Source organism: Providencia sp. PROV109 (assembly GCF_033681625.1).
GTDB classification, from domain to species: Bacteria; Pseudomonadota; Gammaproteobacteria; order Enterobacterales; family Enterobacteriaceae; genus Providencia; species Providencia hangzhouensis.
The window spans coordinates 1803687-1830650 of sequence record NZ_CP096320.1 but is presented as its reverse complement, the minus strand read 5'-3'; the positions used below and the strand labels follow the sequence as shown (position 1 = coordinate 1830650).

Sequence of the window (26964 nt, the reverse complement as noted above, 5' to 3'; positions counted from 1 at the left end):
AATTTTAATAAGGTTGATTATGAAAAAGTTGATTTTAGCTTGTGGTATGGGTTTATTGGCACTGACAATCACTGCTTGTTCAGAAGAAGAGAAAAAAGGTGAAGTTGCTGGCGCAACTGAAACTTGTAACGCTTACTTCGCTGAAGTTGATAGCTTAATTGCTAAAGCTTCAGAAAACCCGCAAGCAAAAGCTCAGTTAGACGCAATGAAAGGTCAACTGGAAGAGGGTAAAAAACAGGTTGCTGCACTACCTAAAGACCAGCAAGATAAAGCTTGCCAACAGGGTATTGATGCAATGAAACAGATGAAAACTGCTTTAGGCCTGCAATAAGCCCTATTCTTTTTATTCTGTAATCAAAAAGAGCCATTATTATTATGGCTCTTTTTATTTTATGAATATTAATGAGTTACAATAAATATCAAATAACCCATACAATATAGCTACCCAAAGGTGCAAGCCCCCCTTGGCCTCACACCTTTTAACATTATTTTATAACCACGTTCCAAAACGTTTAATATAAAATTGCTTCATTAGTTGAGCTACAACACAATAACTGACTAATGTGAGAGCGAGCCATGGGAAATATTCTATTGGCAACGGTTGTAACCCTATCATTTCACCAAATGAAGAAAATGGAATATATAAACCAAGAGCCATAATTAACCCTGTTGTTAACATAACAGGTAATGCGGCAGTGCTTTGTATAAACGGTATTTTTTGTGTTCTTAACATATGAACAACCAACGTCTGTGAAAGTAATCCTTCAACAAACCAACCTGATTGGAACAGCGCTTCATGAGCGACACTATTCGCTTGGAATACATACCACATTAACGCAAAAGTTGTGATATCAAAGATAGATGAGGTTGGTCCAATCCAAATCATAAAGCGGCCAATATTTTTCGCATCCCACTTGCGAGGACGTTTTAAAAACTCTTTATCCATTTTATCCCAGGGTAATGCAAGCTGGGAAATATCATACAGTAAGTTTTGAACGAGCAAATGAATGGCTAGCATCGGTAAGAAGGGAATAAATGCACTGGCAATTAATACAGAAAATACGTTACCAAAGTTAGAGCTGGCGGTCATATTTAAGTATTTAATAATATTACCAAAAGTTTCACGCCCTTTAATTACCCCCTGCTCTAATACCATTAAATCTTTTTCAAGTAAGATAATATCCGCAGATTCCTTAGCAATATCCGTCCCTGTATCAACTGAAATTCCTACATCAGCATCACGTAATGCGGGCGCATCGTTGATCCCATCCCCGAGGAAACCAACGGTATGCCCATTTGCTTGTAACCGCTTTAAAATACGGGATTTTTGCAATGGTGTTAATTTACAAAAAACTGAAACTTGCTCAACTTTCTGGCTTAACTCTTCGTCTGTCAGTTCTTCAACTTCTAAACCCGTCATGATTTCGCTGATGTTTAAGCCAACATCATGACAGATTTTTTCGGTAATAATGGCATTATCACCCGTCAAGACCTTAACCGTAACGCCATTTTCACGTAATGCGGCAATGGCTGAAATTGCGCTTTCTTTTGCTGGGTCAAGAAAAGTTAAAATGCCTTGTAGTTCTAACTGATACTCGGCTTGAGCAGAAAGCGGTAAGCTGGCTTCTGCATCATTCAAACGACGAGTTGCAAGTAACAATACACGAAATCCTTGTCTGTTGTAATCACTCACTAGCTCAGTAATTTTTACCCTTGCTTGGTCGTCAAGTAAATGCAGCTCACCATCTTGTTGGTAACTTTGGCAGACAGCTAACATTTCCTCCGCGGCACCTTTACAAATAAGTAGGGCTTCGCCTTTCGGTGTTCGTACTGTCACTGACAATTTGCGTCGAATAAAATCAAAGGGTAACTCATCAATTTTTTGGAATACTTTTAGCTGCTCAACTTCACTGTTCCCTCTACCACGACGAATAATTGCCTGATCCATCATATTTTTAGCCCCACTTTGGTGGAAGCTGTTTAGCCAAGCTAGTTGCAAAATTTTACTATTTTTTTGCCCATTGCTGTCCAAATAATGTTCTAAAATAATACGATCTTGCGTCAATGTTCCCGTTTTATCCGTACACAACACATCCATTGCGCCAAAGTTTTGGATAGCATTTAACCTTTTAACAATCACCTTGTGCTTTGACATGGCAATTGCACCTTTGGCTAAATTCGAGCTAACAATCATCGGTAACATTTCCGGTGTTAAACCCACGGCAACCGCCAGTGAAAATAGTGTTGCTTCGAACCAATCTCCTTTTGTAAACCCATTGATAAGTAAGACGATTGGTACCATGACTAACATAAAGCGAATCAATAACCAGCTTACGCTATTCACACCACGATCAAACGAAGTTTGCGCACGACTCCCCACAATAGATTTAGCCAGCGAGCCTAGATAGGTTTTCCCGCCTGTTGCCACCACAATTCCACGCGCCGTCCCGCTGGTAACATTGGTTCCCATTAAACAAATATTTGAAATTTCTAACAGTTCATTTTCAGTTGGCGATACCGGATCTAAATTTTTGGCTGAAACATCACCTAATGTGTCGTATTTTTCTACGGGTATTGATTCCCCTGTTAGAATGGCTTGGCTGATAAACAAATCTCTTGATTCGACTAGCTTTAAATCAGCAGGAACCATATCTCCAGCGGATAACAACACAATATCCCCAGGTACTAAGCATTTGATCGGTACCTCTTTTCTAACAGAACGCCCCGTTTTATTATCACGACGAAATACAGTAGCCGTCGTACGAACTAAGGATTTCAATGCTTCCGCAGCCTTATTGGTACGATACTCTTGCCAAAAACGTAAAAAACCACTCAATAAAACCATTGTGACAATAATAATCACGCCGGTTAAATCTGTTTCTTCGCCTTGGCGTTCAGGAATAACATAATCCGTAAAAAAGCTAACAACAGCTAATACAATCAGTACGAATATAAATGGATTTTTAAAAGAAGTGAGTAGTTGCTTCCATGCTGGAGGGGCTTTTTCATGAGCAACTTCATTTTCACCTTCAGTCACAAGACGGTCCATCGCCTCATTCTCTGATAAGCCTAATAGATTTGTTTGATATTCATTGAGCACTTGCTCAATATTTTTACTCGCTTGTTCGCCAACAATAAATTTTTGGCGTGCAGCGGCTTTGACGCTTTTGCGCGGTTGTCTTATTTCAGTCATAACGTTGTCTCGAATACAACACTCGTAATTTTAACGCTATCCAACTGAAATAAAATTATCTTATTATCAGTTAGATAGCTGCGATTTACTACTCCATGACGGAGGGTGGTCGTCCATTTCAGCTCCTATAGTGAGTTAATTTAAAGTCATCAAGCTGGTAGCTCTGATGCCACTTTCCAATTGATAGCACTAACACTTTGCTCAAGGCTTATTCTGCATACCAATGCTTCAATTTCTTTTTGCTCGGCAGGTGTCGCAAGAAATTCAGCACACACTTCTAGCTGCTCAGGCTTTAGTGTGTCTGCACTACTTAACGATTGCAGCCGAATATGCAGTCCATTAATTGCTTGTAAAATAAGAGTTCTTACTAAAATTTCATCCGTTTGATGGCACATCACGCGAATTTTATAACGTTGCTCTACATCAAGTGCTTGCTGTTGTGGTTGTTTATTAATTCGTGAAGCCGCTTCTCTTAATAAAATATTGGCGCATAAAATTAATAACGTTGCCATCAAGGCCAAAGAATACTGGCCTAATCCACATAAAACACCGATCCCCGCGGAACACCAAAGCGTTGCCGCAGTATTTAGGCCTCGGATGTTCATGCCTTCACGCATAATCACTCCCGCACCGAGAAAACCAATTCCTGACACCACTTGGGCAGCAATACGACCAGGACTATCAGGTGATGTTGTTACAGAACTTAAAATAAATACCGCCGCTCCGGTTGCAACCAGTGCATTAGTTCTCAAGCCCGCCATTCGTTGACGCCACTGGCGCTCAGCACCAATTAATGCACCAAAACACATAGCAGACAGCAAATTTAAAATATCAGGGGAAAAAAGCATGATAATCCCTCCAAAAATAACTTGGATAATGATTTATATGCTTAATAAAAAGCATATAGCCATATTTTGAGTAAAATAATTACTCAAAAACCATTAGCTATTGCCTGGAGGAAATAAAGAATAAATATAGACCAACATAATACACACTCAATACAGCTATAATACGCTATCTAATGAAATACAATTATAAGGGAGTAGTATGATGAGGAGACATCAGACACCGCCCGCCGTTGTGGCAAGCAGTGAAAAGAAAAGACGATTACTGGCTTGCCATTAAATTAAGTTTTTATTCCAACTCTGACTGTCCAAGTAATAATCTCCTAAGTAAAAGATGGAAGGAGTATAAGTGGGGAAAATTATTAAGTAAAGGACAAAGTGCCCATTAAATTGAACTTATCTTTCAATTGGCGTAACAAAAATCCCTTCATCGCCTTCTTTTTCATTAAAGAACCAAATACCTTCAGGGTAATCAGGTAATGCAATTAAATACATTACCCCTTCATTGAAGGGTTCAATAAGTAAAATAGTTCCTTCTCGACGCTCTTCTCCGTCTGTTTTTACATAAACACGGTCATTAATATTCATAACATTCTTTTCCAGCAAAATATATTAACCATAAATGTAGCGCATACGAAAAAGCCCGTCATTAAAAATGACGGGCTTTAGAAAATCAGTTAAGCAATTAGCTTAGATAGCAGTTACGTTAGCAGCTGCTGGGCCTTTTGCACCGTTTTCAATGGTGAATTCAACTTGCTGACCTTCAGCCAGAGTTTTGAAACCATTGCCCTGAATGGCAGAGAAGTGGACGAAAACGTCTTTGCTACCATCAGCTGGAGTGATGAAACCGAAGCCTTTAGACTCGTTGAACCACTTAACTTGACCTTTCATTTTGTCGGACATTTGACTTTTCCTATATAACATCAAAAAAACTTGCCTTTTGGCATATACGGGCCAGAGTCAACTATTTAATCAGGGAAACACCAAGATGAAGCGTCACGGTCAAAGGCTATCTGTGATAACTTTCTTCTTTAGAACACACTAACTCAGTAATCATACATCAAATAGGACTGCTAAACAGGCCGACACTCATTAACTCATGACTTAAAGATAATAGCAACTATTTTATACGAGCAAACCTCAAAAATATGCTGTTTTTTCGATTGCGTCACTTTTATCGGCTATAACGTTAACAAAAACGCTGCATTTAGTTGATAGTTTAAAGAAAACTTTAATTTAAAAAGCCAACAACCTAATAAATGTCAGTAAGAATTATCCGATACGATGACAATCTGTGTAAATATTTTTTTTAACTGATATATAACAATCTCAACGGCTCGTGATACCCTCCTAGTATAGATATCTGACAGAGAGTTATACACATGGATATTATCAAACAAATACTCGTCGAAGATTTGGATGCCATCAATAAACGTGAAAACCGTGATGGGAAACCTTATTTTAATAGCCAATTTCTCGCCAACCACCCTTATTTATGTATTGGTATGGTTGCGGCTTATGTCCCCCTAGCCATTATTCTTTGGTACGCCCCTTATTTTGGTCCTTATTGGGCTCTGGGTATCACCATTCTTTTTATTGTATTAGCAAGTGTACTACTTTTTGACATCAAACCTGTTTATCACTTTGAAGATATTGGCGTCTTAGATTTACGTGTCTGTTATAACGGGGAATGGTTTGTTACTGAACCAGTTTCTGATAATGCGATAAGCAAAATCATTGATTCACAAGATGTTAGCTCTGCTATAAAACAAGAAATATCGCGTTTAATTGCATTAAAAGGAATGATTTCCTTTTATGATATCTATCATGTCGCTTATCCTGAAGTTTCTACGCAATTACCTGGTACACTTGCAACTCAAAATTAATTCAATATCAATTAACTAGAGTAAAACTTCGTCATAATGTGCATTGAATGAGCAGTTGGATATTTTTTCTGTTTTTATGATTGACAGCCTGAGATGATATCGTTAATATGCGCCTCGTTCTCAGGAACAAGCAATTCCTCCATAGTTCAGTCGGTAGAACGGCGGACTGTTAATCCGTATGTCGCTGGTTCAAGTCCAGCTGGAGGAGCCAAATTTAAAAAGCCCGCTTAATGCGGGCTTTTTGCTATCTGCTAAATATATATCACCATTATATCACTCATCTCTACTATCAATGATCTCCTAGCACCTCTCATAATCCATCTGGTATGCATTACGCATCATATATTAGGATAGATAACCACCAAATCGATTACTTAACGCCCACTTGGCTATTTTTTTCATTTTTATACTTTACAACAGTGAACAGGATGGGTAATATGCGCCTCGTTCTCAGGAACAAAGCAATTCCTCCATAGTTCAGTCGGTAGAACGGCGGACTGTTAATCCGTATGTCGCTGGTTCAAGTCCAGCTGGAGGAGCCAAATTTAAAAAGCCCGCTTAATGCGGGCTTTTTGCTATCTACCTAAAAATCACTCTTCTTAGCATTACTTTACTTACGGCAAATACAAGAGTTCCCACCATAAAATAAATTCTTACTCTTTCTCTAGAAAAAATTGTTTAATCGTCTGGCGTAACCATTGATGAGCAGGGTCCCTGTCTAACCTTGGGTGCCATGCTTGCACGATAAATATAGGCACCAATCCCAAAGGAAGTTCAATTTCAACTAATGGCAAATTAACGCTCTTTACTCCTTGCAGTACATGACGAGGGAGCGGCAAAATATAGTCAGAGTTCATGGTCAACATCATGGCTGAATGAAAACTAGGCAAAGTCAATGCAACATTACGCTGTAATTGAAGGTCGCGTAATGCGTCATCAATTGGCCCCAATGTACGCCCTCGGCGCGATACGCTAATATGTGGGTAATGTGTTAAGCTTTCAGGCGTCACCTGCCCGATAATTGGATGCTCTGGGCGAACTAATGCCTGAAAAGTACTATTAAATAAGCTCTGAGCCTTAATTTCAGGGTGCCAGTCTCGAGAGGAACCGATAACCAAATCCACCTTGCCACTGCGCAAGGAATCATCTTCAGTATCACTTTCCGCGATAAAAATTAAACTACTTTATATCCATCCATGACTTAGTAGTGATTAACTACGATTAACCTCTAAACTTGAAATAATATACCGCTCATCAACTCAGATTTGTCTCAGTCTTTTCGTTAGTGTATGGCCTTGATTAATCACCACTACTCTATTTTCGATCAAACTTCCGACAGTTCGCACAGATAACAGGCAAACAAACAATTTTTTCGATATTCTCCTTTGACAATGCGGTGAGAGAAAGCTAATATCCTCTGCGTACCAAGGAGTTCCTCCATAGTTCAGTCGGTAGAACGGCGGACTGTTAATCCGTATGTCGCTGGTTCGAGTCCAGCTGGAGGAGCCAAAATTTAGAAAAACCTGCTTAAGGAAACTTAAGCAGGTTTTTTGCTATTGAACGAACTAAATAAGCCACCTATTTACGTTATTTGCGCGATCTATCCCTGAAATAAGCTATAATCGTGATTTCTCATAGCTATTTTTTTACTTTACCTTTATCATTCTATTCCGGCTTGAGCACTCGCTCATCATTCACTCTTCCCCTATGGAGCCGGTTTAATGTCAACTGTAACTACCCTAGCGATCCGCCGCCCTGATGATTGGCATGTTCATTTTCGCGATGATGATATGTTAAAAACGGTCGTTCCCTATACCAGTGAATTTTTTGGCCGTGCAATTGTCATGCCGAATTTAGTGCCACCAGTCACAACGATTGAAGCCGCAAAAGCTTATCGTGAACGCATCCTAAAAGCGGTTCCAGAAGGGCATCAATTTACCCCTTTAATGACCTGCTACCTTACTGATAGCACAGATCCTGTTGAAGTGGTTCGTGGCTTTAACGAAGGGGTATTTACTGCCTGTAAACTCTACCCGGCTAATGCAACAACAAACTCTAGTCATGGCGTATCTGATATTAAAAAAATTTATCCCGTATTAGCTGCGATGGAACAAGCAGGAATGCCATTGCTGGTCCATGGTGAAGTCACCGCAAGCCATATCGATATTTTTGACCGCGAAGCGTTGTTTATTGAGCAAGTTATGTCGCCATTACGGGCACAGTTTCCAAAACTCAAAGTCGTTTTTGAACATATAACCACCAAAGAAGCGGCTCAATATGTCCAAGAAGCAAATGAATTCACCGCAGCAACTTTAACACCTCAACATTTGATGTTTAACCGTAACCATATGTTAGTTGGTGGTATAAGGCCGCACTTATTTTGCTTGCCTATTTTGAAACGTAATGTACACCAAGAAGCATTACGTGCAGCCGTTGCTTCAGGTTGTGACCGTTTCTTCCTTGGTACCGACACCGCACCACATATACAATCACGTAAAGAGTCTACCTGTGGTTGTGCTGGGGTCTTTAATGCTCCCACCGCATTAGCGGCTTACGCGACTGTTTTTGAAGAGCTGGGTGCTTTGGCGCATTTCGAAGCTTTTTGTTCACTAAATGGTCCTAAATTCTATAACTTACCTGTAAACGAAGGAACTATTACGCTAACTAAAGAACAAAATATTACTTGCGAATCGATTGATTGCTGTAATGATAAATTAGTTCCTTTCTTAGCAGGAGAAGATGCGCGCTGGACAGTCGCTCTGGGTCAGTAGTTTATACACTAATGGGAAGTTCAAAGTGCTTCCCATTCTGTTTTTACAATCCTTATTGTCTGTTTTATGCATTTTCTGCTATATAAACAAAAAAAATGTTTTATTTGCTTTCTTATTAGCGAAATCTCCTTATACTAAAAGTGGACTCATCACGAGGTCATTGCTCTTAGTCAGTTATAGATATTTATTATTTATCACGATGTTTGATTAGGAGGTTTATATGAATAAAAAAAATGATGTCATTCAAACCCACCCAGTAGTTGGCTGGGACATCAGCACAGTCGATGATTACGACGCTATGATGTTGCGTTTGCACTACCTCCCCGAGCAAGATAAACACACAGGTGATGCTATTGTGGATAAAACCATGTGGCTAACGACTGATGTGGCTAAACAACTTATTCATATTCTCCAAGCAGGCGTAGACAAGATAGAATCAGGGGAATATGTTGAGTTTGATTTTAAAACACACTAGGAAATTAAATGGATATTAGTGCCACTAATATCCATTTAATTTATTCATCTATATAGATAATTATATGTCTTTATATAATTACCTTATTAATTACTAATTAGCAATTTCAAATAAGAACACTATTTATTGTTTTTATTAATCCTTGGTTGACTTCTCTATCAATTCCAATTTATTGTAAGCCATCTTCTTGAACAAGGATGTTCCAATGCGAATATTAGTTATTGATGAATGTTATTATACACGTCTTGGCATTACAGAATATTTATCTAAAAATAAAAAACTCGAATTTATTAGTACAGGATGTATAAAAGAAGCCATTGGTTTTATGAACACAAACCTACCAAGCATTATACTGGTGAATCTAACCTACTATTGTAATTACTCTGATTACTGCCCTACTCTACAGCAGTTATTAAGTAATACTAATAATGCACGCTTTTATATTTATATTAATGCTCCTTATCCGCAAACAAACAACCCATTATTATTAAAGGATAATTACTTTATTCTATCAAAAAGCATTATTATTCAAACGCTTGATAAAGTTATTCGTGACCATGAACAAATAGAAAAAATCACCAAACTTGCTAATAATATTGAGTCATCTATTTTCACGATTAAAGAACAAAATATTATTAATAACTGGATGAATGAGACACCCAATCATATTATTTCTCGAAAACTAGGAATTAGCAATAGTACTGTCTATTCACAGAAAAGACATATCGCATCTAAAGTTTTCGTCAAAAATAGAATTGAGTTATTTTTTATATATAATGTATTTAAATATTTATATTAAAAATGTTTTAATTTAAATCGACTAAAACAAAACTAAAAGGCCTGACTCCGTTTGAATAACGAAATCAGGCCTTACAAACCGGTCAGCAAGAGTGTCCAATATTATAAAGTCACTCTAACTGCTGCTGACGAGTCATAAATTTTAGTTCTATGATTTTATATCTTTATTTTCAATAGCGATAACTCGAGGTTTTTCTTCATCCGGGATTTCATATTCAATATCCAGAGTTAGTAAACCACTAGATAACTCAGCACTTTCTATCTTCACATTTTTACCGAGATTAAATTCAAGGGAAAACTTATTTTGCGTTATTCCTTGATGGATCCATTTCTCAGAATCATTAACTAATTCTGCTGATTGCTCACCTTGAACATACAATTTCCCGCCTTTTAGGGATACGCTTAAGTCCTCTTCCTTATAACCTGGAACACTAACCGTTAATTGATAGCTTGTTTCATTTATTTGTTTTAAATTATACGGATGCTCTGAAGTTAAAGGCCTATTACCTGTTAGCTGGCTAAACAAACGATCCATTTGGTCAAATCTGTTAGAAAGTAAGCTATCGGATAATGTTGGGAATAATGAAAAAGATCTAATGTTAGACATAATTTCTCCTTCAATATTTTTATATCAAACTAAACACATACGACTATGCACCATTACCTGTGTACCTAGTATGGGATAATGCTCTTTCTTGGTGCAATTCTTATATAGTGCCAGTTACGCGTATTTCAAGTCTTAAATTACACTTCTTTACAAAATGGCGTTACCTGCTGTAAACCATAAACAAATACCCCATGAATTTCATACGAAATGCATGGGGTATAAGCAACGTAATGACATCGAATGAAATAAATTTTTTATTTCAATTAATTTTATCTTGCTCTAATCAGCCCTAATTACAGGGCTTTCTTATTATAGAGAACATCAATAATTAGTTATCTTTATTTAATAACCCATCGGATAAACGGTGACGTGACTTATTAAAGATTTTATTACTGACTTCGCGACCTGCACGGCGTGCGCGTTGTTCTTGCTCTGGAAGTTTCATTTCTTCAGTGCAAGACGAACTGCAGCAACCTTCGTACTTTTCTGCACAGCTAGGGCATTGGATAAACAGCAAGTGACAGCCATCGTTACGGCAATTGGTGTGTGTATCACAAGGTGCACCACATTGGTGGCATTGTGCTAATGTGTCTTCTGTAATACGCTCTCCCATTCGGTTGTCAAAAACAAAGTTTTTCCCTTTAAACCTCAAAGGCAACCCTTGTTCCTTCGCCTTACGTGCGTATTCAATAATCCCACCTTCAACATGGTAAACATTTTTAAAGCCATTATGCAGCATATAAGCACTGGCTTTTTCACAACGGATCCCACCAGTACAATACATTACGACATTTTTGTCTTTTTGCTCTTGCAGCATTTCCACCGCCATTGGCAGTTGCTCTCTAAATGTATCTGAAGGTATTTCAATCGCGTTATCAAAACGCCCTACTTCGTACTCATAATGATTTCTCATATCGACGAAAACAGTATTTGGGTCATCAATCATTTCATTCACTTCGTGAGCTTTTAGATATTGACCTGTATTTGCAGGGTTAAATGTTTCGTCCTCAATACCATCAGCCACCACGCGCTCACGGACTTTCATACGCAGCACCCAGAACGATTTACCGTCATCATCAATCGCAATATTTAAACGTAAGTTATCTAATGCGGGGTCTGTTGCATAAATAAGTTCGCGCAATGCGCCCACATTAGATTCCGGCACACTGATTTGCGCGTTAATACCTTCTTTTGCAATATAAACACGTCCAAAAACGCTTAATGCTTTAAATTGTTGGTACCATTGATTACGAAATTCGTTTGGGTCTTGGATATTAAAATATTTATAAAAAGAGATAGTGGTGCGCGGCTCAACTTCTGCCAACATACGTTCTTTTAATATTTTATTTGAAATTTGGTTATGTAACACTGGCATGGTGTTCTTAATCCTATTTAACTCATTGATAATATTTTAATTTAAATAAATTCAGGCGAGCTGCCACCCTATTTAAATCTTGGTGAGTATTATCCCTCTTATTATGTTAATAAAAAACCCTTTATTTGTAGGGTTATCGTGATAAAAATATTAACCAATCGTTTTAGGTTGAATTTTAAATCACTACGAGATATTTTAGTTTGCATTTCGTTATGTTATAACATTTTTTTGATAAACCAATTTAGCTGACTGAATGATGCGATTTTTTCCTTTCTATTTTCTATTTCTGTTTATGGTTGCTCCACAAGTAGCGGCACACCCTCATAGTTTTATTGAAATGCAAATTTCCCTTGAAAGTAAACAAGATAAATACTCAGGGATTAGCTATGTTTGGAAAATGGATCCAATGACATCAGCGGATATCGCGTATGAATTAAAAGGCATTAAACCGGATGACCCGCGTTGGAAACAGCAAGAAGCTATTATTATGGCGAATGTATTGATGCAAGATTATTTCACTGATTTTTATTATCAGGGGAAGAAAGTCAGTTTTAAACGTATTCCTGATAGCTACCATTTAGAAAAAGATGGCTTTTCTTTAGTTTTCTTCTTTACCGCTTCATTTATGCAACCCCTGCCTATAGCAGGTTCCCATGTGGAAATTCAAACTTACGACCCAACATTCTACGTCAGCATGACTTACCAAAATAAACAGCAAGTTAACCTACCTTTAGATATTGCAGCAAATTGCCAGATGGAACTACAAGAAGCAAATGTGACCGATTCAATGCGCGCCTACGCTTTCTCTTTAGACAAAAGTGATAGCCCAGAAGAAGATTTGGCACTTGGCAAACAATTTGCACAACGGGTTGATATTCAATGTCCATAATGCCTTTACGTACGCAAAGACTAATAATTACTGCGCTGTTTATGGGGCTTATAACCTATGCCGCTTGGCAGCTATACACCCACTGGGGATCATGGTTACAACTTAGCCTAGCTTGGCAAAAACAGTTAAACCAAGGGCTATCTTACCTATTGCAAGAAACCACCTCTCGCCCATGGTATGCAGGTGGGTTACTGGTAGTTGCCAGTTTTGCGTATGGTTTTTTGCATGCCCTTGGGCCGGGGCATGGCAAATTAATTATTACCACTTATATTGCCACCCAAGCGACTCATTTAAAACAGAGTGTTATCATTAGTTTACTTGCCTCTCTCTTACAAGGGCTTGTTGCGATTACTTTAGTTTCCTTAGTCTTGATCCTATTCCAACTCTCTACTAAGCATCTCAACCAAACCAGTTTATATGCAGAGCAAACGAGTTATCTATTTGTCATTTTGCTGGGTAGCTATTTATGCATCAGCGCATTGCGTCGTGGCTGGTCAATCCGCAAATCAAGACACTTGGCACCACTCAAGATAAAAAGCATTCAACCACTGAATTCATCAACGAGAGCAATAAGTAAAACAAAAGCCCATAGCCACTCAGACAACTGTGGTTGTGGACACCAACACGTTATCCAGTCCCATCAATTGCAATCCAGTTTTAAAAGTAAGCTATTGATTATCCTATCTATGGGTATCCGCCCTTGCTCCGGTGCAATTCTTGTATTGCTGTTTTCTTATGTCATTGAGGTATATGTGTGGGGGGTTATCGCTGCCTTAGCAATGGCAATGGGGACTGCATTAACTATTTGTTTAATAGCTATTTTTGTTCATTTAATGCGTGATAATGCGGTTCGCGTATCACGCTTAAAAGGAAAGTCATTTTCCCCATATTGGGCAATCACACTGAAAATTTTGGCAGGTATTTTATTTATTTTGATGGGGATTTTGATGCTACAAAGCATCGGCTTAGAACAGTCGGTTTCGCCACTCTTGCGATAAACCATTAAAAAAGGGAGGGCTCCCCCTCCCAGGCATTTGCCGAAGTCACGGTGTGGTAGCACACCGTTTTATGCGCAATGTCAACTGCTTACTACTTATTGCCAACTACCAGATGGCTAATGGTGAAGCTATGCAGGTCCCCACCACTAGCCATCCTTACTACTTCATTTAACCAATTAACTCAATGCGAGCAGGTAAGCCTTGGCGTACCGATGCCCCCGAAACCCAATCTAACCACGTGTTAGCGACTTCACGTGTTGGGTCAGCAAACCCAAGGTCATTTAAGTTAATTCCTGAACCATTTGCCGCATTCATTGGCATAGGTTGGCCATCCAGATAATGCTGTTTCGCTCCCATCTCGGTATGCCCATAGCCATGCTCAATCGCAAGCACTCCAGGCATTACGCCATCAAGTACGCTTACTTGGGCTTCAGCATGCCCCCCCGGTGTGGTGATCCTAATCCAATCTCCATGTTTTACCCCCATTTTCGCTGCATCATCGGGGTGGATAGCAACAAGATTCGTCGGTTTCACATGGCGGAGCCGTTCAATAACGGTGGTTGAGCTGCTCATCACATGGGATTTAAATGACATCAGCTTCAGCGGCCACTCTTTTTCTGGGAATACTGCATTCACATCATCCCCATTCGCCATACGAGGCGGGTAATACGTCGGGCAACCGCTATAACGTTCACCGGTTATGGCATGGCGATTAACGGCCACCGTTGGGTTCCAAATTTGTAAGCCTTTTTTCCATTGAGGACCTGTTGCATCGCCATCCCACGCTTTTTCATAAGGCGCAAAACGGCCACCTCGTGTGAAAATATAGGCAACACGGCGAACTTCCTCTGGTTTTAAAGTCCGTGTAATAGCCGGTAAAATACGCTCCACGCCACTGATTTGGATATCTTCTGTTGCGGCTTCAGGGACTGGTTTCTCCCCTAACCACGCCATATTTGCAGCAACTCTTAAGTAATAGTCTTCCGCTGTATTGAGTGAATGCATGTTGCCATCCATATCCTCAATCACGTTATCGCCAAAGCCGGGTAAATTAAGTTCTTTCGCTACAGCAATACAGAAACTCTCCATCGAAACTGGCTGGCCGTCCGCTGTTTTCGCAGTACGTGACTCAACAATCGGCCAACGTGCTGTGCTGGCTTTGACCTGCACGCCAGACCATGGTGCACTAAACCCCCAACTTTCGAAGTTATGGGTATCTGGCACAATGTAATCTGCCAATGCCGTGGTTTCATTCATAAAGGCATCAATACCAATAATCAGCGGCAGGTGTTTAGGGTCTTTCAGTTTTTCTTCCATCACCTGACGAATACCTGCAATACCATATACAGGGTTAGTCATATTGGTGATCCACGCTTTCAGTGCGTAGGGGTATCCCATCAAGGCAGATGCTAACTGCTCTGTTAATTGACCTTTAGCAAACGGGTACCAAGGGGCTTTTGCTGGGTATGGATTTTCACCCGCTGCCTGACGTGCTTTGAACTCATCTGATTTTTCATACACTTCATTACTGCGCGACAGCACCACACCTTTAGGTTTCACTTTGCCTTTATAGCTGGCAATTTTATAACGCGGCCCATCGTTTTCCCCATTGAATTTACCACCACCAACAGAGACTCCGCCTTTCAAGTTCAAGTTACCGATCAATGCGTTAAGCATGATAACTGACCATGCAGTGTAGAAACCATTACCGCCCATCATACCGCCATGAGAGATGACAGCAGCTTTTCTATCATAAGAAGTTAATGCTTTACCCAGCGATTCAATCGTTTTCACTGGAACATGGCAACGCTGACTGTATTCTTCTAAAGTCATACGATTTGCCGCTTCTTTTAAACACTGGAAGCTAGATTTAACGGTCACTTCACTGCCATCGTGCAAGGTGACTTGGCGTGTCACAAAGAGCTCGGCCGTAGGCGTTTCATCAGCCAGTTTTAATTCACCCGCAGCATCTTGCACTAAATAAGCTTTCTCATTGTCACCTTCCCCTGTGATATAAGAAGAAATTAACAATTTACCTGCTAATGGGTGGTTATCATCCGTGATCACTAAATGTGTTGAGTTAGTCCAGCTTTTCTCCCCCACGGCTTCCATGGATTTCTCACTTGGCACACTGAGGTATTTTGCGTTGTAACGGTTATTTTCAATGATCCAGCGGATCATCCCCATCACCAATGCCGCATCCGTACCCGGTTGCACAGGAACCCAATGACCGTGGTCATTCGCTAAAGTGGTTGTTAATGGTAATGCAGGTGATACCACCACATAGTTAAATGAATCACGTAAACGCGCTGTGGCTAACTGGCGGCCTTGGCGCTTAAATGGGTTACCTGATTGTGCAGGTGATGTCCCTAGGAATAGCGCGAAACGGACATTATCCCAATCGGGTTTAACGTGGGCATTTTTGTCCAAATCATCCATTAATGCACCGGAACCCGCACGGTAAGCCAGTCCACAATAAGAACCGTGAGCACCGAAGTTTTTACTGCCAAAGGCATTTTGTGCAAAGCGACGGATAAAGCCATCACGGCCATCATCACCTGCGTTGGTCACTAATAATTGGTTAGCTTTTGGCCCCAGTTTAGGTTGAGATGGGTCTAAAGGCGTTTCTAAGTCACGAATCGCCCGTAAGCCATCCACATGCCCCTCACCAAATAAATCGCCCCCTTCAACCACTTCTTTAATCAGTTGTTCAAAACTGATGCGCTCCCATTTACCTTCGCCGCGTTTACCCACACGTTTCATCGGTTCAAGGATACGCAATGGGCTCGTCAAACCTTCCATTAACGTCGCACCACGAGCACAGGCTGTCGAACGGTGTTCAAGGCCTGATTCTCCACTCATTTTATTAAATGCCGTTTTCAATGGCATTCCATAAGGAAAGTGCTCTTCATGGGAAAGTGGATGATAAGGGTTCCCCGCGATACGCAATACTTCATTTTTTGCTGTATCGACGCGAGCACGAATACCACACTGGGTCCAACAACCAAAACACTGAGTCATCGCAACCACTTGTTCTGGGTTTTCTTGCCAGCCTTTCAGTGCCTGCCCTTCAGGGCGTAAAGAGTTTCCATTAAGCCTATCAAGAGTGACTTTACCTGACGTACCATTAACCAGACCATCGACTGCACGTTTGGCAACATCACGGTAGCTTGCACCAAATAATGCGATACCACCGACAACCAAACCACCTTTAAGCCATTGACGTCTTGAGAATTTAGCCATGTTGCACTCTCCTCGCAAACCAGCGAACACCTTCACGAACAATAATTGTTAACGCAATCCATAAACCGAATGTACCGACGATGGCCAGTAATCCATCTGTTCCCAGTGGGAAATGGTATGGGTTCGCGATAATGTTATATTTTGGAACCGCTTGAACTTCCATCAGAAAAATCCAACGTAATGACCAAGCAAAAGCCATTGAAATTAAAGCTAGAATAGTAATATATGGAACAGAACGGGTCGCTTTTAAATTACTGACGGACATTGCAAAAGTGATTAACCACAGTGCACAAACCCCCATTAGCATCCACCAGCCTGGGCTTGCAGTATCTAACTGTTGGCGTACTGCAATACCTGAAGTGGTGTCACCTGATAACCACAACGCAAAGCACACCGCAAACAATAATAATGTCACAACTTGAAAACGCGCTAAGCGGTTTTGATATTGAGGTTCACGGCGAGCGCCTAAACCAACCAGTGCTGGTAATGCTTGCAGAGCACTAAGGAACATCAATACCGGTATCCACCAGCTATACCAAATTGGACGTGCGTTTAACACTGAGGCTTCACGGCCGGTATATAACAATAAACCGATAGCTGAAAGTGCGGCCAACAAGGCAACCCAACGCGTTGCTTTGAATTCTTTTTTCCAAATCAGCTTCACCACTAATGCGACAAAATATAAACCAATAAATGTGGTAAATAATGGTAGTAATACAGAGCCCCACCACATCCAAGACCATATTGTTGGATGAGCGTAAAAATGCCATACCCTTGCGGTTTGGTGTAAATCTGCGGTTAGTGCTAACGGCGCGGTGATCCCCATCGTGATAGCAATAAATACAGCGATCATTTCTAAGCGGCTGTTTTCAGGTTTGTTTCTCCAATGAAGATAGCACGCGTACAGAACCGCACAAGACGCAATCCCAATGAAGAAGAAATATTGTACCGCCCAAGGAAGCCAAAAGAATTCTTGTGGCTGAGCCATTATTTCTGAAATATAAGTCACTTGGCCATTCATCAGAACACCTCCTGCCATAATGCGGGCTGCCCTTTGCCTTGCAGCGGCTGCACGAATGCGTCATCTAAACCTATATAGAAAACTTGTGGTAATGTGCCACTTTCCGGTTTGAGTACTTTGATTTCAGCCTCGTGCTCTGTCAGCATTTTACGAATAGTACTGTTCGGGTCTTTTAAATCCCCAATAATGCGCGCACCACCGACACAGGATTCAACACAAGCAGGTAATAAACCCACTTCTAAGCGATGAGCACAGAATGTGCATTTATCTGCAGTTTGCGTAGAGTGGTTGATAAAGCGAGCATCGTATGGGCAGGCTTGCACACAATACGCACACCCAACACAGCGTTCGTTATCAACGACAACAATGCCGTCTTCACGTTGGAAAGTCGCTTGAACTGGACATACAGGTACACAAGGAGGGTTATCACAGTGGTTACATAAACGGGGTAACAGTACGTTGGTGAACCCTTCTTCACCTTTCACTGCGACTTGATATTGATTCACTGTCGTTCTAAATTGACCTTGTGGGGTTTGGTTTTCAACCGAGCAGCTTACCGTGCAAGATTGGCAACCGATACAACGGCGCAAATCAATCAACATTCCATAGCGTTTTTCTGGATTGCCTTCTCGACGTGTCGGGGAAAAATTGAGCCCTGCTTCTGCAATGGGAATCAACGATGCCCCCGCAGTTACGGCTCCAATTTGTTGTAGAAATTTTCGTTTACTCAGATCCATAATTGGCTCCAGTATTGACATTGCTAATGCGAAAATAAAAGTTATTAATCAATATGTTATTTGTATTACATGCGTTATTGACAATGGGTACAGTCTCGTTAAGATAACCACTGAAATTGTTATTTCTCTTTAAACCCGATGGGTTATCTTGATAAAGCTTGTAGTGCCATTGTAAGAAGAGTGGAGCCACTGCCCTATTGTGGTTTACCACATACCCGTAGCTAAATTGATCTAACGCAACGAATAACTCAAATATGTTAAAAAAATCGTCTAGACCGTTGTATCACATACTGTTAATCATGCTACTGACGTGGTCTTTGCCAGCAATTTCGGCCCAGTGGACTATCGGGGTATTGGCCTTACGTGGCCCCAGTTCAACCCAATCTCATTGGCAGCCTTTGATTGATACACTCAATGAGTCGATTCCTGGGGAGCGTTTTACGTTACAACCTCTCAATTTAGATGAGATGAAAGAGGCGATTTCCAATCGCAAGATTGATTTTTTGTTGACGAATCCTGCCCAATTTATTCAGTTAGATAACCGCTATCATTTACGTTGGTTGCTCTCCCTTCGCTCAGACGTGGAGCCCAACAGCACAACGCGTAATGTTATTGGCAGCTTGATATTAGTTCGAAAAGACAGTGATATTTCAGAAGTTAAAAACCTAATAGGCAAGAAAGTCGGAGCAATTTCACCAGATGCTTTTGGTGGCTATTTGTTAGGTTACAAAGTGTTGAGGGATATGGGCTACGACGCTGCCAAAGACTTTAAGATGCAATTTTTAGGTTTCCCTGCAGATGCATTATTATACGCACTGCGTGATGATTCATTATCCGCAGCTATAGTTCCTGTCTGTTTATTAGAAAACATGCATAGCGAAGGGTTGATTGATGAAACACAATTTCGCCCATTAATTCAACATCCAAGCTCTCTCTCTTGTTTAACTAGCACAGAACTGTATCCAAATTGGTCTTTTGCCGCCTTAAGTGAAGTACCGGACAATTTGGTCGACAAAGTCACCAAGACATTATTATCAACAGATAAAGCCGCTATGCGTTGGGGAGCTCCCGCGTCGGTGACTCAAGTCGAAACCTTACTCAGAGACGTTAACCAACATCCGCAACAGCGCCAAATCTGGCAGGATATCGTCAGTTGGACCATTCAAAACCAAATCACTATCAGCCTTGTTGCATTATTTTTTGTATTACTTGGAATAAATCATGTTTGGATTGCCTTTTTGGTGAGACGTCGCAGCCGCCAATTAGAAGAAGCGCATAATCGCTTGCGAGAGCAAGAAGCCAATTTACAAAAGGCACAACGGTTAAATATTTTGGGGGAAATGGCATCTGGGTTTGCCCATGAATTGAACCAACCGCTGTCTGCAATCCGCCATTATGCCCAAGGGTGTATTCTACGCCTGACTAAAGAGTCTGAAAGCCACCCATTAATTAGCGCATTAACTAAAATCGACGACCAAGCTCAACGTGGAGCCGATATCATTCGCAATTTGCGTCTCTGGGCGGGTAAACCAAGCCATGACCCCGCAATCACATTGAGCCAGCAATCGGTTAAACAGGCTATTAATCATATTTGGCAATTATTGCGTGCAGACCAGCACAACCCCAATTCGAGGTTAATTTTACCTGAAACCCCTGACGTCTCCCTGATGTTGCCAGACACGTTACTAGAACAATTACTTTCTAATTTAATCAGTAACAGTTTGCAAGCAGGGGCAACCCTACTGCGTTTCGAGTTTCATTTTTCACAGCAACATTTTTTACTTGTTTTACAGGACAATGCTGGAGGGATGCCTGCGGGTCAATTAGAGCAAGGTATCACGCCATTTGCGACAACTAAAAAAGAAGGTTTAGGGTTAGGTTTAGTGATCTGCCAGCGTTTGATACAAAGCCAAGGCGGAGACATTCGTATCGAAAATAACCTAAGTGATGATGGGTTACATGGCTTAATGGTCACTCTTATTTTCAATTATCACAATAAAATCGTAGATTAAGCATGTTTTGCCACGTAATTGATAACATTCACATTAACTATATGTGACAATGGCTTTATTGCGATAATCAATGCTCATTATATAAAGCACCTTATTTGTCACCCTCTACACGACGAGGTATATGTATGCCAGTAATCCATCTCGTGGATGATGACCCCGATGTGACGGATGCCTGCCAATTCTTACTAGAAACATTGGGCTATAGCGTTACCGTTTGGAATGACAGTGAAACATTTATCCAAAATGCGGCATTACACCAAGAAGGTGTGGTGTTATTGGATATGCGCATGCCTAAATTAGATGGACGACAAGTTCACCAATACCTTAGGGAACAACACAGTACATTGGCTGTGATATTTTTGTCTGGCCATGGCGATATCCCGATGGCGGTGGAACAAGTGAAACTTGGCGCTGTTGATTTTCTACAAAAACCCATTGATAGTCAACAACTTGCTAAGACTTTAGAACAAGCTCAATCACAAACCACCAAAGCCACTGAGGGGCATTTAATTAAGCAGCGCTATGAAACGCTCACCCCTCGTGAAAAAGATATCTGTGGTTATGTGTTGCAAGGCTTAATTAACCGTGAGATTGCTGAGGCAACCTGTGTTTCTGTACGCACTGTTGAGGTTCATCGCTCTCGCGTCATGGAAAAAATGGCGGTTCGTAACTTAGCTGAGTTAATGAGCACCATGCAGGCAATTAACGCTTTAAACGAATAATTTGATATAGTTTAATCATGCCTTTTTATTAATTTGTGACTAATATATTCGGATAACAATGATACTAGCTCCAAAATTTCAAAAACGGTTTCTCCACCCTCGTTACTGGCTAACTTGGCTAGGCATTGGCATATTATATCTTCTTGTATTATTGCCTTATCCTCTCATTTATTGGACGGGAACGCGTTTAGGGTTATTTTCTAAACGCTTTTTGAAAAAGCGGGTGAAAGTCGCAGAGCGAAATTTGCAATTATGTTTTCCAGATATGAGTGAGCAAGAACGGCAACGCTGTGTTGACAAAAACTTTGAATCTGTCGGCATGGGCTTATTTGAAACGGGCATGGCTTGGTTTTGGCCTGATTGGCGCGTTCGTCGCTGGGTCAAAGTCATTGGGGAAGAAAATGCTGTTGCTGCCCGCCAAACAGGTAGAGGCATTATCGCGCTTGGTGTTCATTTTTTAACCTTGGAAATGGGTGCGCGAGCCTTTGGCATGTTAAATCCGGGCATTGGTGTATATCGCGCCAATGATAATGACCTCCTCGATTGGCTACAAACCCGTGGGCGGTTACGTTCCAACAAATATATGTTGGATCGCAAAGATATGAAAGGCATGGTTCGTGACTTAAAAAATGGGGAAATTTTATGGTATGCCCCCGACCATGATTACGGCCCACGCAATAGTACATTTGCGCCTTTGTTCGCCGTAAAAGATGCAGCGACAACCAATGGCTCGCAAATTATTTTACGTCTGGCTTCCCCTTTAGTGGTGCCTTTTACACCAAGACGTTTACCTGCGGGTAAAGGTTATGAATTAATCATTCAACCTGCCATTGATGATTTCCCAATTGAAGATAATGTGGCTACCGCAACCATGATGAACCAAATTATTGAAAAAGAAATCCTCAGAGCACCAGAACAATATATGTGGCTACATCGCCGTTTTAAAACGCGTCCTGAAGGGGAGCCTTCGTTATACGGAGATTTAGATAAAATCCATCATTAATAATTAGTGTAAGCAGATAAATTATGGCGTGGTTTTTCAACTGTTTTTTATGATGCTTTTCTTACTGTTTTTTATACTGTTTTCTCTAAATATATGGCGTGATTTTTCAGCTGTTTTTTATGATGCTTTTCTTGCTGTTTTTCATACTGTTTTTCCTAAATAGTCGGGTCTACAGCTAGGCGGGAAAATGAAGACATCCCAAAGAGCGTACATTAGGCAAATGAAGCCAACAACGCTGTAGAACTGAATATAACGGGAAAATTATGACGGGAAAAACAGAGTATTGGAAACGTAACCTATACGTCGTGTGGTTCGGCTGTTTTTTAACAGGTGCCGCCTTTAGCCTGATCATGCCTTTTCTCCCCCTCTATATTGAAGAACTAGGCGTTAAAGACCATGCCTCTTTGAACCTATGGACAGGGGCAGTTTTTAGTATCACCTTCTTATTTTCCGCGATTGCTGCGCCATTTTGGGGTCGATTATCCGACCGTAAAGGCCGTAAACTCATGCTGCTGCGTTCAGCACTAGGGATGGCTATCGTGATGGTGCTTATTGGTTTTGCACAAAATATTTGGCAGCTCTTAGCCTTAAGAGCCATATTAGGTTTATTGGGTGGTTTTGTTCCCAATGCTAACGCGCTGATTGCAACTCAAGTTCCCGTGAAAAAAAGTGGTTGGGCTATGGGTGTCCTCGCTACTGGTGCAGTAAGTGGCGCACTTATTGGCCCACTCATTGGCGGTTTTCTTGCTGACCAGTATGGCTTACGTCCCGTCTTTTTTATTACCGCAACGGTGCTGTTTATCTGCTTTTTTGTCACGCTTTTTTATGTCAGAGAACGCTTCACGCCTGTTTCTCGCAAAGATGCATTAACGAGCAAACAAGTTTTTGCCTCTTTACGTAATAAAAACTTAGTTATCAGCCTCTTTTTTACCACCATGATTATTCAAGCTGCTATGGGCTCAATCAACCCTGTCATCACGCTTTATGTACGTGACTTATCTGATTCCCTTGAAAACTTGGCCTTTGTCAGTGGTGTGATAGCTTCCATTCCTGGTGTTGCGGCTTTAATCAGTGCGCCCATGTTAGGTAAACTCAGTGACCGAATAGGCCCTGAAAAAGTTTTACTCGCCGTGCTGGGCGCATCTATTTTTGTATTATTCCCAATGGGGCTGGTAAGTAGTTATTGGGAGCTAGGCTTTCTCCGATTTATGCTTGGGGCTCTGAATGCTGCGCTATTACCCGCAGTACAAACGTTAATTATCTATAATATTTCCCATCAAGTAACGGGACGTATTTTCAGCTATAACCAAGCATTGCGAGATGTTGGGAATGTGACAGGGCCATTGATGGGGTCGTTTGTCGCTGCAACTTACGGTTTCAGAGCCGTATTCTTTTTCACCGCTGCGTTAGTTCTCTTCAACTTAATTTATTCATGGTTAGTCATCAGGCGCCAATCCGATGGCCTGCGAGCCTCCCCTACCGACCAATAAGCCTCTTGCTATTTTTTGTACAAAAACCTGATGATTTATAAGCTTTATTGCCTTACTTTCCTTAAAATCAAATTTTAGTACATATAACCACTTGATTTTAAATAACTTAATCGATTCAAAATTCTTTCTTTTATTGTCAACTAAAATCCTGTATCTTCCCCTAGCTTATCGTGAGAAATGAGAGTTATATCGACTTTTCACCTTAAAAACACACCTTTTACAATAAATTCATTCTGTATATAGGTGATTCTATAATAATGTATGTTAAAAATATGTTTCATATATTCATGTTAACATATCAATAACAATTGGCACTCAGGCGCACGGCTTGGTGTTTTATATCATGCTCAACCTCTCAAGAGAGTATTTATGGGAGTTCACAGATGAATAATTCTGCGACTAAAACAAAAACTTTTTTTGGGCATCCATACCCATTGAGTTCGCTTTTCCTCACAGAAATGTGGGAACGCTTCTCTTTTTACGGAGTTAGACCGTTACTTATCTTATTTATGAGTGCGGCATTATTACAAGGCGGAATGGAATTACCTATTGAACAAGCTTCGGCTATCGTCGGTATTTTCGCTGGAGGGGTTTATATCACCTCGTTACCGGGTGGTTGGTTAGCCGATAACTGGTTAGGCCAACGCCGCGCGGTTTGGTACGGTTCCTTAATTATTGCGTTTGGCCATTTATCCATCGCAATGTCTGCATTTTTATCAAATACTTTCTTTTTCGTCGGCTTATTGCTCATCGTATTAGGTACAGGGTTATTTAAAACCTGTATTACCGTGATGGTAGGAACCCTGTATAAGAAAGAAGATACACGCCGTGATGGCGGTTTCTCCCTGTTCTATATGGGTATCAATATGGGGTCCTTTATTGCCCCGTTAATTATTGGCCCACTTCATGAAAAATATGGGTGGCATTTAGGTTTTGGCCTTGGTGGTTTAGGAATGTTAATTGCCCTGTTAATTTTCCGCTTTTACGCCATTCCTCAAATGCGCCGTTATGATAAAGAAGTTGGCCTTGATTCCACTTGGAACCGTCCAACGGTTGAGCGCAAAAACGTGGGGAAATGGGTTACCTTTGCTATGGTGCTATTAGCCATACTGGTTATCTTGATTGATAATGGTACGATCCCATTTAATGCCTCAATAATTGCGAAAAGTTCTGCTTATGTTATCTCGACCTGTGTGGGCATCTATTTCTTATTTATGTTCTTCCTTGGCGGTTTAAACAGCAGCGAACGTTCTCGTTTACTGGCATGCTTGATTTTACTGATTGCAGCCGCATTCTTCTGGTCAGCCTTTGAGCAAAAACCCACTTCATTTAATATCTTTGCTCGGGACTATACTGACCGCCAAATGGGGAGTTTTGAAATTCCAACCATTTGGTTCCAATCAATCAATGCCTTGTTCATTATATTGTTAGCCCCAGTATTTAGCTGGTTCTGGCCTTCGTTGGCTAAACGCAATATGAACCCAAGCAGTATGACCAAGTTCGTGATTGGTATCTTATTTGCTGCGGGCGGCTTTGCTATCATGATGGTGGCAGCAAACCAAGTACTCGCAACCCAAAGTGGCGTTTCACCTTTCTGGTTAGTTGGCAGTATCTTATTGCTGACGTTAGGAGAACTGTGCTTAAGCCCTATCGGGTTAGCAACCATGACCTTGCTCGCACCACAAAAAATGCGCGGCCAAGTGATGGGGTTATGGTTCTGTGCTAGCGCATTGGGTAACCTTGCAGCTGGTATCATGGGGGGTAACATTCGCAAAGACCAATTAGATTCGATGCCTGAGCTATTCTCCCACGTCTCTATTGCACTGGTGATCTGTGCGGTCGTATTAGCAGCGTTGATTATCCCTGTTAGAAAAATGCTTAAAAATGCAGACAAAAATGAAGCTAATGCTTAATAGCGCTGATTAATTGTCTTCTATCCGGTAGCAGCCCACACGCTACCGGATCCTCCGCATCATTCCCCACTTAATAGTTTGCTTATTATTTCTGATAAAATAGGCGCTATACTGCTCTCTCATCATCCCATAATGACTTTAGGAAATCATACAATGAGCCTTTCCGCCCCTATTTACTATGTTGATGCTTTTACAGATACCCTTTTTCGCGGTAACCCAGCAGCGATTGTATTACTCGATAACTGGTTACCAGATGAACAGCTCATTGCCATTGCCGCAGAGGTTAACTTGTCAGAAACCGCATTTTTAGTCGGCCATCATATTCGCTGGTTCACCCCTAAAGTTGAAGTAACACTCTGTGGCCATGCAACACTTGCCGCTGCTTTTGTGTTAAATCAAGTACTCCAGCAAGACATTCATCCTTTAACATTTAATTCTCTGTCGGGTGACCTCGTTGTGACGCAAAATGCACAAGGATTTACACTTGATTTTCCAATTCTTGAATCCGAACAAAGCCATCCAAACCATTACCCACACCTCGTCGATATCCTTGGTGTCAAAATCAAAGATCTTTGGATAGCAAAAGACCGTTATCTGTGTTTTCTTGAAAGTGCAGAGCACGTTCAAAACTGTCAGCCAGACATGTTAAAACTTTCGCAGCTTTCTCTACCCGGGTTAGCAATTACAGCAGAAAGTGCTAATAGCGATTGTGACTTTGTTTCTCGTTACTTTGCTCCCGCCAAAGGGGTTAACGAAGACCCTGTAACAGGCACCTCACATTGTGCCATTGCCCCAATATGGGCCAAACAGCTGAATAAATCGCAGTTAATAGGCCAACAGATTTCATCGCGCGGAGGGGTAGTTCAATGTGAGCTAACCTCTGACCGAGTAAAATTAACAGGTAAAGCCGTTTTATTTTTAACAGGCCAAATTCACATTTAAATCTTATAAATCAAGTAGATAGATGCAAAACTATTTATTTTCCT

23 protein-coding genes and 3 tRNA genes are annotated in these 26964 nt (G+C 40.9%); 16 read left to right on the top strand and 10 right to left on the bottom strand.

Annotation, left to right across the window (positions count from 1 at the left end):
* Positions 1 to 19 precede the first annotated feature (19 nt).
* Entirely contained in the window at positions 20 to 331 is a 312-nt protein-coding gene (locus tag M1F25_RS08325; protein ID WP_004255760.1) for a DUF5339 domain-containing protein, read from the top strand.
* A 159-nt stretch (positions 332 to 490) separates the two neighbouring features.
* Here M1F25_RS08325 and mgtA read toward each other — a convergent pair whose 3' ends face one another.
* From mgtA to cspE, 4 genes are all read right to left on the bottom strand, one after another.
* Positions 491 to 3193 (bottom strand): magnesium-translocating P-type ATPase, encoded by a 2703-nt coding sequence (gene mgtA, locus M1F25_RS08320; protein ID WP_094961156.1) that lies wholly within the window; start codon positions 3191 to 3193, stop codon positions 491 to 493.
* Between the two features lie 149 nt (positions 3194 to 3342).
* On the bottom strand, positions 3343 to 4041 hold the full coding sequence (locus M1F25_RS08315) for an MgtC family protein (protein WP_004255789.1): 699 nt from the start codon (positions 4039 to 4041) through the stop codon (positions 3343 to 3345).
* A 393-nt stretch (positions 4042 to 4434) separates the two neighbouring features.
* Complete coding sequence (gene dsrB / locus M1F25_RS08310; protein WP_004255792.1) at positions 4435 to 4626, bottom strand: protein DsrB; 192 nt, start codon at positions 4624 to 4626, stop codon at positions 4435 to 4437.
* Between the two features lie 102 nt (positions 4627 to 4728).
* On the bottom strand, positions 4729 to 4941 hold the full coding sequence (gene cspE, locus M1F25_RS08305) for a transcription antiterminator/RNA stability regulator CspE (protein WP_004909801.1): 213 nt from the start codon (positions 4939 to 4941) through the stop codon (positions 4729 to 4731).
* A 479-nt stretch (positions 4942 to 5420) separates the two neighbouring features.
* Here cspE and M1F25_RS08300 point away from each other — a divergent pair, with 479 nt between their 5' ends.
* The 3 genes from M1F25_RS08300 to M1F25_RS08290 all read left to right on the top strand — a co-directional run bounded on the left by M1F25_RS08300 (position 5421) and on the right by M1F25_RS08290 (position 6466).
* Positions 5421 to 5924 (top strand): YlaC family protein, encoded by a 504-nt coding sequence (locus tag M1F25_RS08300; RefSeq protein WP_004265669.1) that lies wholly within the window; start codon positions 5421 to 5423, stop codon positions 5922 to 5924.
* A 135-nt stretch (positions 5925 to 6059) separates the two neighbouring features.
* Positions 6060 to 6135: transfer RNA gene (locus M1F25_RS08295), tRNA-Asn, on the top strand.
* 255 nt (positions 6136 to 6390) lie between these two features.
* A tRNA-Asn gene (locus M1F25_RS08290) sits at positions 6391 to 6466 on the top strand.
* A gap of 111 nt (positions 6467 to 6577) precedes the next feature.
* Here the strand turns inward: M1F25_RS08290 and M1F25_RS08285 are convergent.
* Positions 6578 to 7063 (bottom strand): LysR substrate-binding domain-containing protein, encoded by a 486-nt coding sequence (locus M1F25_RS08285; RefSeq protein WP_226617105.1) that lies wholly within the window; start codon positions 7061 to 7063, stop codon positions 6578 to 6580.
* A 294-nt stretch (positions 7064 to 7357) separates the two neighbouring features.
* Between M1F25_RS08285 and M1F25_RS08280 the strand changes: the two genes are divergently transcribed.
* The 4 genes from M1F25_RS08280 (at position 7358) to M1F25_RS08265 (ending at position 9969) form a co-directional block, all read left to right on the top strand.
* A tRNA-Asn gene (locus tag M1F25_RS08280) sits at positions 7358 to 7433 on the top strand.
* Positions 7434 to 7645: 212 nt separating this feature from the next.
* Positions 7646 to 8695: a dihydroorotase gene (pyrC, locus tag M1F25_RS08275; protein WP_181489579.1), complete on the top strand. Its 1050-nt coding sequence runs from the start codon at positions 7646 to 7648 to the stop codon at positions 8693 to 8695.
* A 220-nt stretch (positions 8696 to 8915) separates the two neighbouring features.
* On the top strand, positions 8916 to 9170 hold the full coding sequence (gene bssS, locus M1F25_RS08270; RefSeq protein ID WP_004255804.1) for a biofilm formation regulator BssS: 255 nt from the start codon (positions 8916 to 8918) through the stop codon (positions 9168 to 9170).
* 205 nt (positions 9171 to 9375) lie between these two features.
* The gene (locus tag M1F25_RS08265) at positions 9376 to 9969 is read left to right on the top strand and encodes a LuxR C-terminal-related transcriptional regulator (RefSeq protein WP_153673605.1); all 594 of its coding nucleotides are present in this window, start codon (positions 9376 to 9378) and stop codon (positions 9967 to 9969) included.
* A 147-nt stretch (positions 9970 to 10116) separates the two neighbouring features.
* Here the strand turns inward: M1F25_RS08265 and M1F25_RS08260 are convergent, their stop codons facing one another.
* The gene (locus tag M1F25_RS08260) at positions 10117 to 10575 is read right to left on the bottom strand and encodes an Hsp20 family protein (RefSeq protein ID WP_036957864.1); all 459 of its coding nucleotides are present in this window, start codon (positions 10573 to 10575) and stop codon (positions 10117 to 10119) included.
* A gap of 328 nt (positions 10576 to 10903) precedes the next feature.
* Positions 10904 to 11950 carry a rhodanese-related sulfurtransferase gene (locus M1F25_RS08255; protein ID WP_004255839.1) on the bottom strand — a complete coding sequence of 349 codons (1047 nt, stop codon included), beginning with the start codon at positions 11948 to 11950 and terminating at the stop codon, positions 10904 to 10906.
* Positions 11951 to 12203: 253 nt separating this feature from the next.
* Here M1F25_RS08255 and M1F25_RS08250 point away from each other — a divergent pair, with 253 nt between their 5' ends.
* Both M1F25_RS08250 and M1F25_RS08245 read left to right on the top strand, forming a co-directional pair.
* Positions 12204 to 12839 (top strand): DUF1007 family protein, encoded by a 636-nt coding sequence (locus tag M1F25_RS08250; RefSeq protein WP_094960764.1) that lies wholly within the window; start codon positions 12204 to 12206, stop codon positions 12837 to 12839.
* Positions 12830 to 13837 (top strand): nickel/cobalt transporter, encoded by a 1008-nt coding sequence (locus tag M1F25_RS08245; RefSeq protein ID WP_232368731.1) that lies wholly within the window; start codon positions 12830 to 12832, stop codon positions 13835 to 13837. Before M1F25_RS08250 ends, M1F25_RS08245 begins: the two co-directional genes overlap by 10 nt.
* A gap of 168 nt (positions 13838 to 14005) precedes the next feature.
* Here the strand turns inward: M1F25_RS08245 and ttrA are convergent, their stop codons facing one another.
* The 3 genes from ttrA to ttrB are packed head-to-tail and all read right to left on the bottom strand — an operon-like array spanning position 14006 to position 18838.
* On the bottom strand, positions 14006 to 17080 hold the full coding sequence (gene ttrA, locus M1F25_RS08240; RefSeq protein WP_004255849.1) for a tetrathionate reductase subunit TtrA: 3075 nt from the start codon (positions 17078 to 17080) through the stop codon (positions 14006 to 14008).
* Entirely contained in the window at positions 17073 to 18119 is a 1047-nt protein-coding gene (ttrC, locus tag M1F25_RS08235; protein WP_140170734.1) for a tetrathionate reductase subunit TtrC, read from the bottom strand. Before ttrC ends, ttrA begins: the two co-directional genes overlap by 8 nt.
* Positions 18101 to 18838 carry a tetrathionate reductase subunit TtrB gene (gene ttrB, locus M1F25_RS08230; protein WP_036957869.1) on the bottom strand — a complete coding sequence of 246 codons (738 nt, stop codon included), beginning with the start codon at positions 18836 to 18838 and terminating at the stop codon, positions 18101 to 18103. Before ttrB ends, ttrC begins: the two co-directional genes overlap by 19 nt.
* Positions 18839 to 19092: 254 nt before the next feature.
* On the opposite strand from ttrB, the gene ttrS reads away from it, so the two are divergent.
* From ttrS to M1F25_RS08200, 6 genes are all read left to right on the top strand, one after another.
* Complete coding sequence (gene ttrS / locus M1F25_RS08225) at positions 19093 to 20850, top strand: tetrathionate respiration histidine kinase TtrS (RefSeq protein ID WP_181489578.1); 1758 nt, start codon at positions 19093 to 19095, stop codon at positions 20848 to 20850.
* A 125-nt stretch (positions 20851 to 20975) separates the two neighbouring features.
* Positions 20976 to 21572 carry a tetrathionate respiration response regulator TtrR gene (ttrR, locus tag M1F25_RS08220; RefSeq protein WP_004255863.1) on the top strand — a complete coding sequence of 199 codons (597 nt, stop codon included), beginning with the start codon at positions 20976 to 20978 and terminating at the stop codon, positions 21570 to 21572.
* 58 nt (positions 21573 to 21630) lie between these two features.
* Positions 21631 to 22575, top strand: coding sequence for a Kdo(2)-lipid IV(A) acyltransferase (locus M1F25_RS08215; protein WP_112308181.1), 945 nt, complete (start codon positions 21631 to 21633; stop codon positions 22573 to 22575).
* Positions 22576 to 22838: 263 nt separating this feature from the next.
* Positions 22839 to 24065 carry a multidrug efflux MFS transporter MdtG gene (gene mdtG, locus M1F25_RS08210; protein WP_004255869.1) on the top strand — a complete coding sequence of 409 codons (1227 nt, stop codon included), beginning with the start codon at positions 22839 to 22841 and terminating at the stop codon, positions 24063 to 24065.
* Between the two features lie 383 nt (positions 24066 to 24448).
* Positions 24449 to 25978 (top strand): peptide MFS transporter, encoded by a 1530-nt coding sequence (locus M1F25_RS08205; protein WP_004255871.1) that lies wholly within the window; start codon positions 24449 to 24451, stop codon positions 25976 to 25978.
* Positions 25979 to 26131: 153 nt separating this feature from the next.
* Positions 26132 to 26920: a PhzF family phenazine biosynthesis protein gene (locus tag M1F25_RS08200; protein WP_112308182.1), complete on the top strand. Its 789-nt coding sequence runs from the start codon at positions 26132 to 26134 to the stop codon at positions 26918 to 26920.
* The last annotated feature ends 44 nt before the right edge of the window (positions 26921 to 26964 follow it).

Bases quoted from the DNA above. Each gene is read 5' to 3' on its own strand.
- M1F25_RS08325 (WP_004255760.1), top strand. From the start codon at position 20: ATGAAAAAGTTGATTTTAGCTTGTGGTATGGGTTTATTGGCACTGACA.
- mgtA (WP_094961156.1), bottom strand. From the start codon at position 3,193: ATGACTGAAATAAGACAACCGCGCAAAAGCGTCAAAGCCGCTGCACGC.
- M1F25_RS08315 (WP_004255789.1), bottom strand. From the start codon at position 4,041: ATGCTTTTTTCCCCTGATATTTTAAATTTGCTGTCTGCTATGTGTTTT.
- dsrB (WP_004255792.1), bottom strand. From the start codon at position 4,626: ATGAATATTAATGACCGTGTTTATGTAAAAACAGACGGAGAAGAGCGT.
- cspE (WP_004909801.1), bottom strand. From the start codon at position 4,941: ATGTCCGACAAAATGAAAGGTCAAGTTAAGTGGTTCAACGAGTCTAAA.
- M1F25_RS08300 (WP_004265669.1), top strand. From the start codon at position 5,421: ATGGATATTATCAAACAAATACTCGTCGAAGATTTGGATGCCATCAAT.
- pyrC (WP_181489579.1), top strand. From the start codon at position 7,646: ATGTCAACTGTAACTACCCTAGCGATCCGCCGCCCTGATGATTGGCAT.
- bssS (WP_004255804.1), top strand. From the start codon at position 8,916: ATGAATAAAAAAAATGATGTCATTCAAACCCACCCAGTAGTTGGCTGG.
- M1F25_RS08265 (WP_153673605.1), top strand. From the start codon at position 9,376: ATGCGAATATTAGTTATTGATGAATGTTATTATACACGTCTTGGCATT.
- M1F25_RS08260 (WP_036957864.1), bottom strand. From the start codon at position 10,575: ATGTCTAACATTAGATCTTTTTCATTATTCCCAACATTATCCGATAGC.
- M1F25_RS08255 (WP_004255839.1), bottom strand. From the start codon at position 11,950: ATGCCAGTGTTACATAACCAAATTTCAAATAAAATATTAAAAGAACGT.
- M1F25_RS08250 (WP_094960764.1), top strand. From the start codon at position 12,204: ATGATGCGATTTTTTCCTTTCTATTTTCTATTTCTGTTTATGGTTGCT.
- M1F25_RS08245 (WP_232368731.1), top strand. From the start codon at position 12,830: ATGTCCATAATGCCTTTACGTACGCAAAGACTAATAATTACTGCGCTG.
- ttrA (WP_004255849.1), bottom strand. From the start codon at position 17,080: ATGGCTAAATTCTCAAGACGTCAATGGCTTAAAGGTGGTTTGGTTGTC.
- ttrC (WP_140170734.1), bottom strand. From the start codon at position 18,119: ATGGCAGGAGGTGTTCTGATGAATGGCCAAGTGACTTATATTTCAGAA.
- ttrB (WP_036957869.1), bottom strand. From the start codon at position 18,838: ATGGATCTGAGTAAACGAAAATTTCTACAACAAATTGGAGCCGTAACT.
- ttrS (WP_181489578.1), top strand. From the start codon at position 19,093: ATGTTAAAAAAATCGTCTAGACCGTTGTATCACATACTGTTAATCATG.
- ttrR (WP_004255863.1), top strand. From the start codon at position 20,976: ATGCCAGTAATCCATCTCGTGGATGATGACCCCGATGTGACGGATGCC.
- M1F25_RS08215 (WP_112308181.1), top strand. From the start codon at position 21,631: ATGATACTAGCTCCAAAATTTCAAAAACGGTTTCTCCACCCTCGTTAC.
- mdtG (WP_004255869.1), top strand. From the start codon at position 22,839: ATGACGGGAAAAACAGAGTATTGGAAACGTAACCTATACGTCGTGTGG.
- M1F25_RS08205 (WP_004255871.1), top strand. From the start codon at position 24,449: ATGAATAATTCTGCGACTAAAACAAAAACTTTTTTTGGGCATCCATAC.
- M1F25_RS08200 (WP_112308182.1), top strand. From the start codon at position 26,132: ATGAGCCTTTCCGCCCCTATTTACTATGTTGATGCTTTTACAGATACC.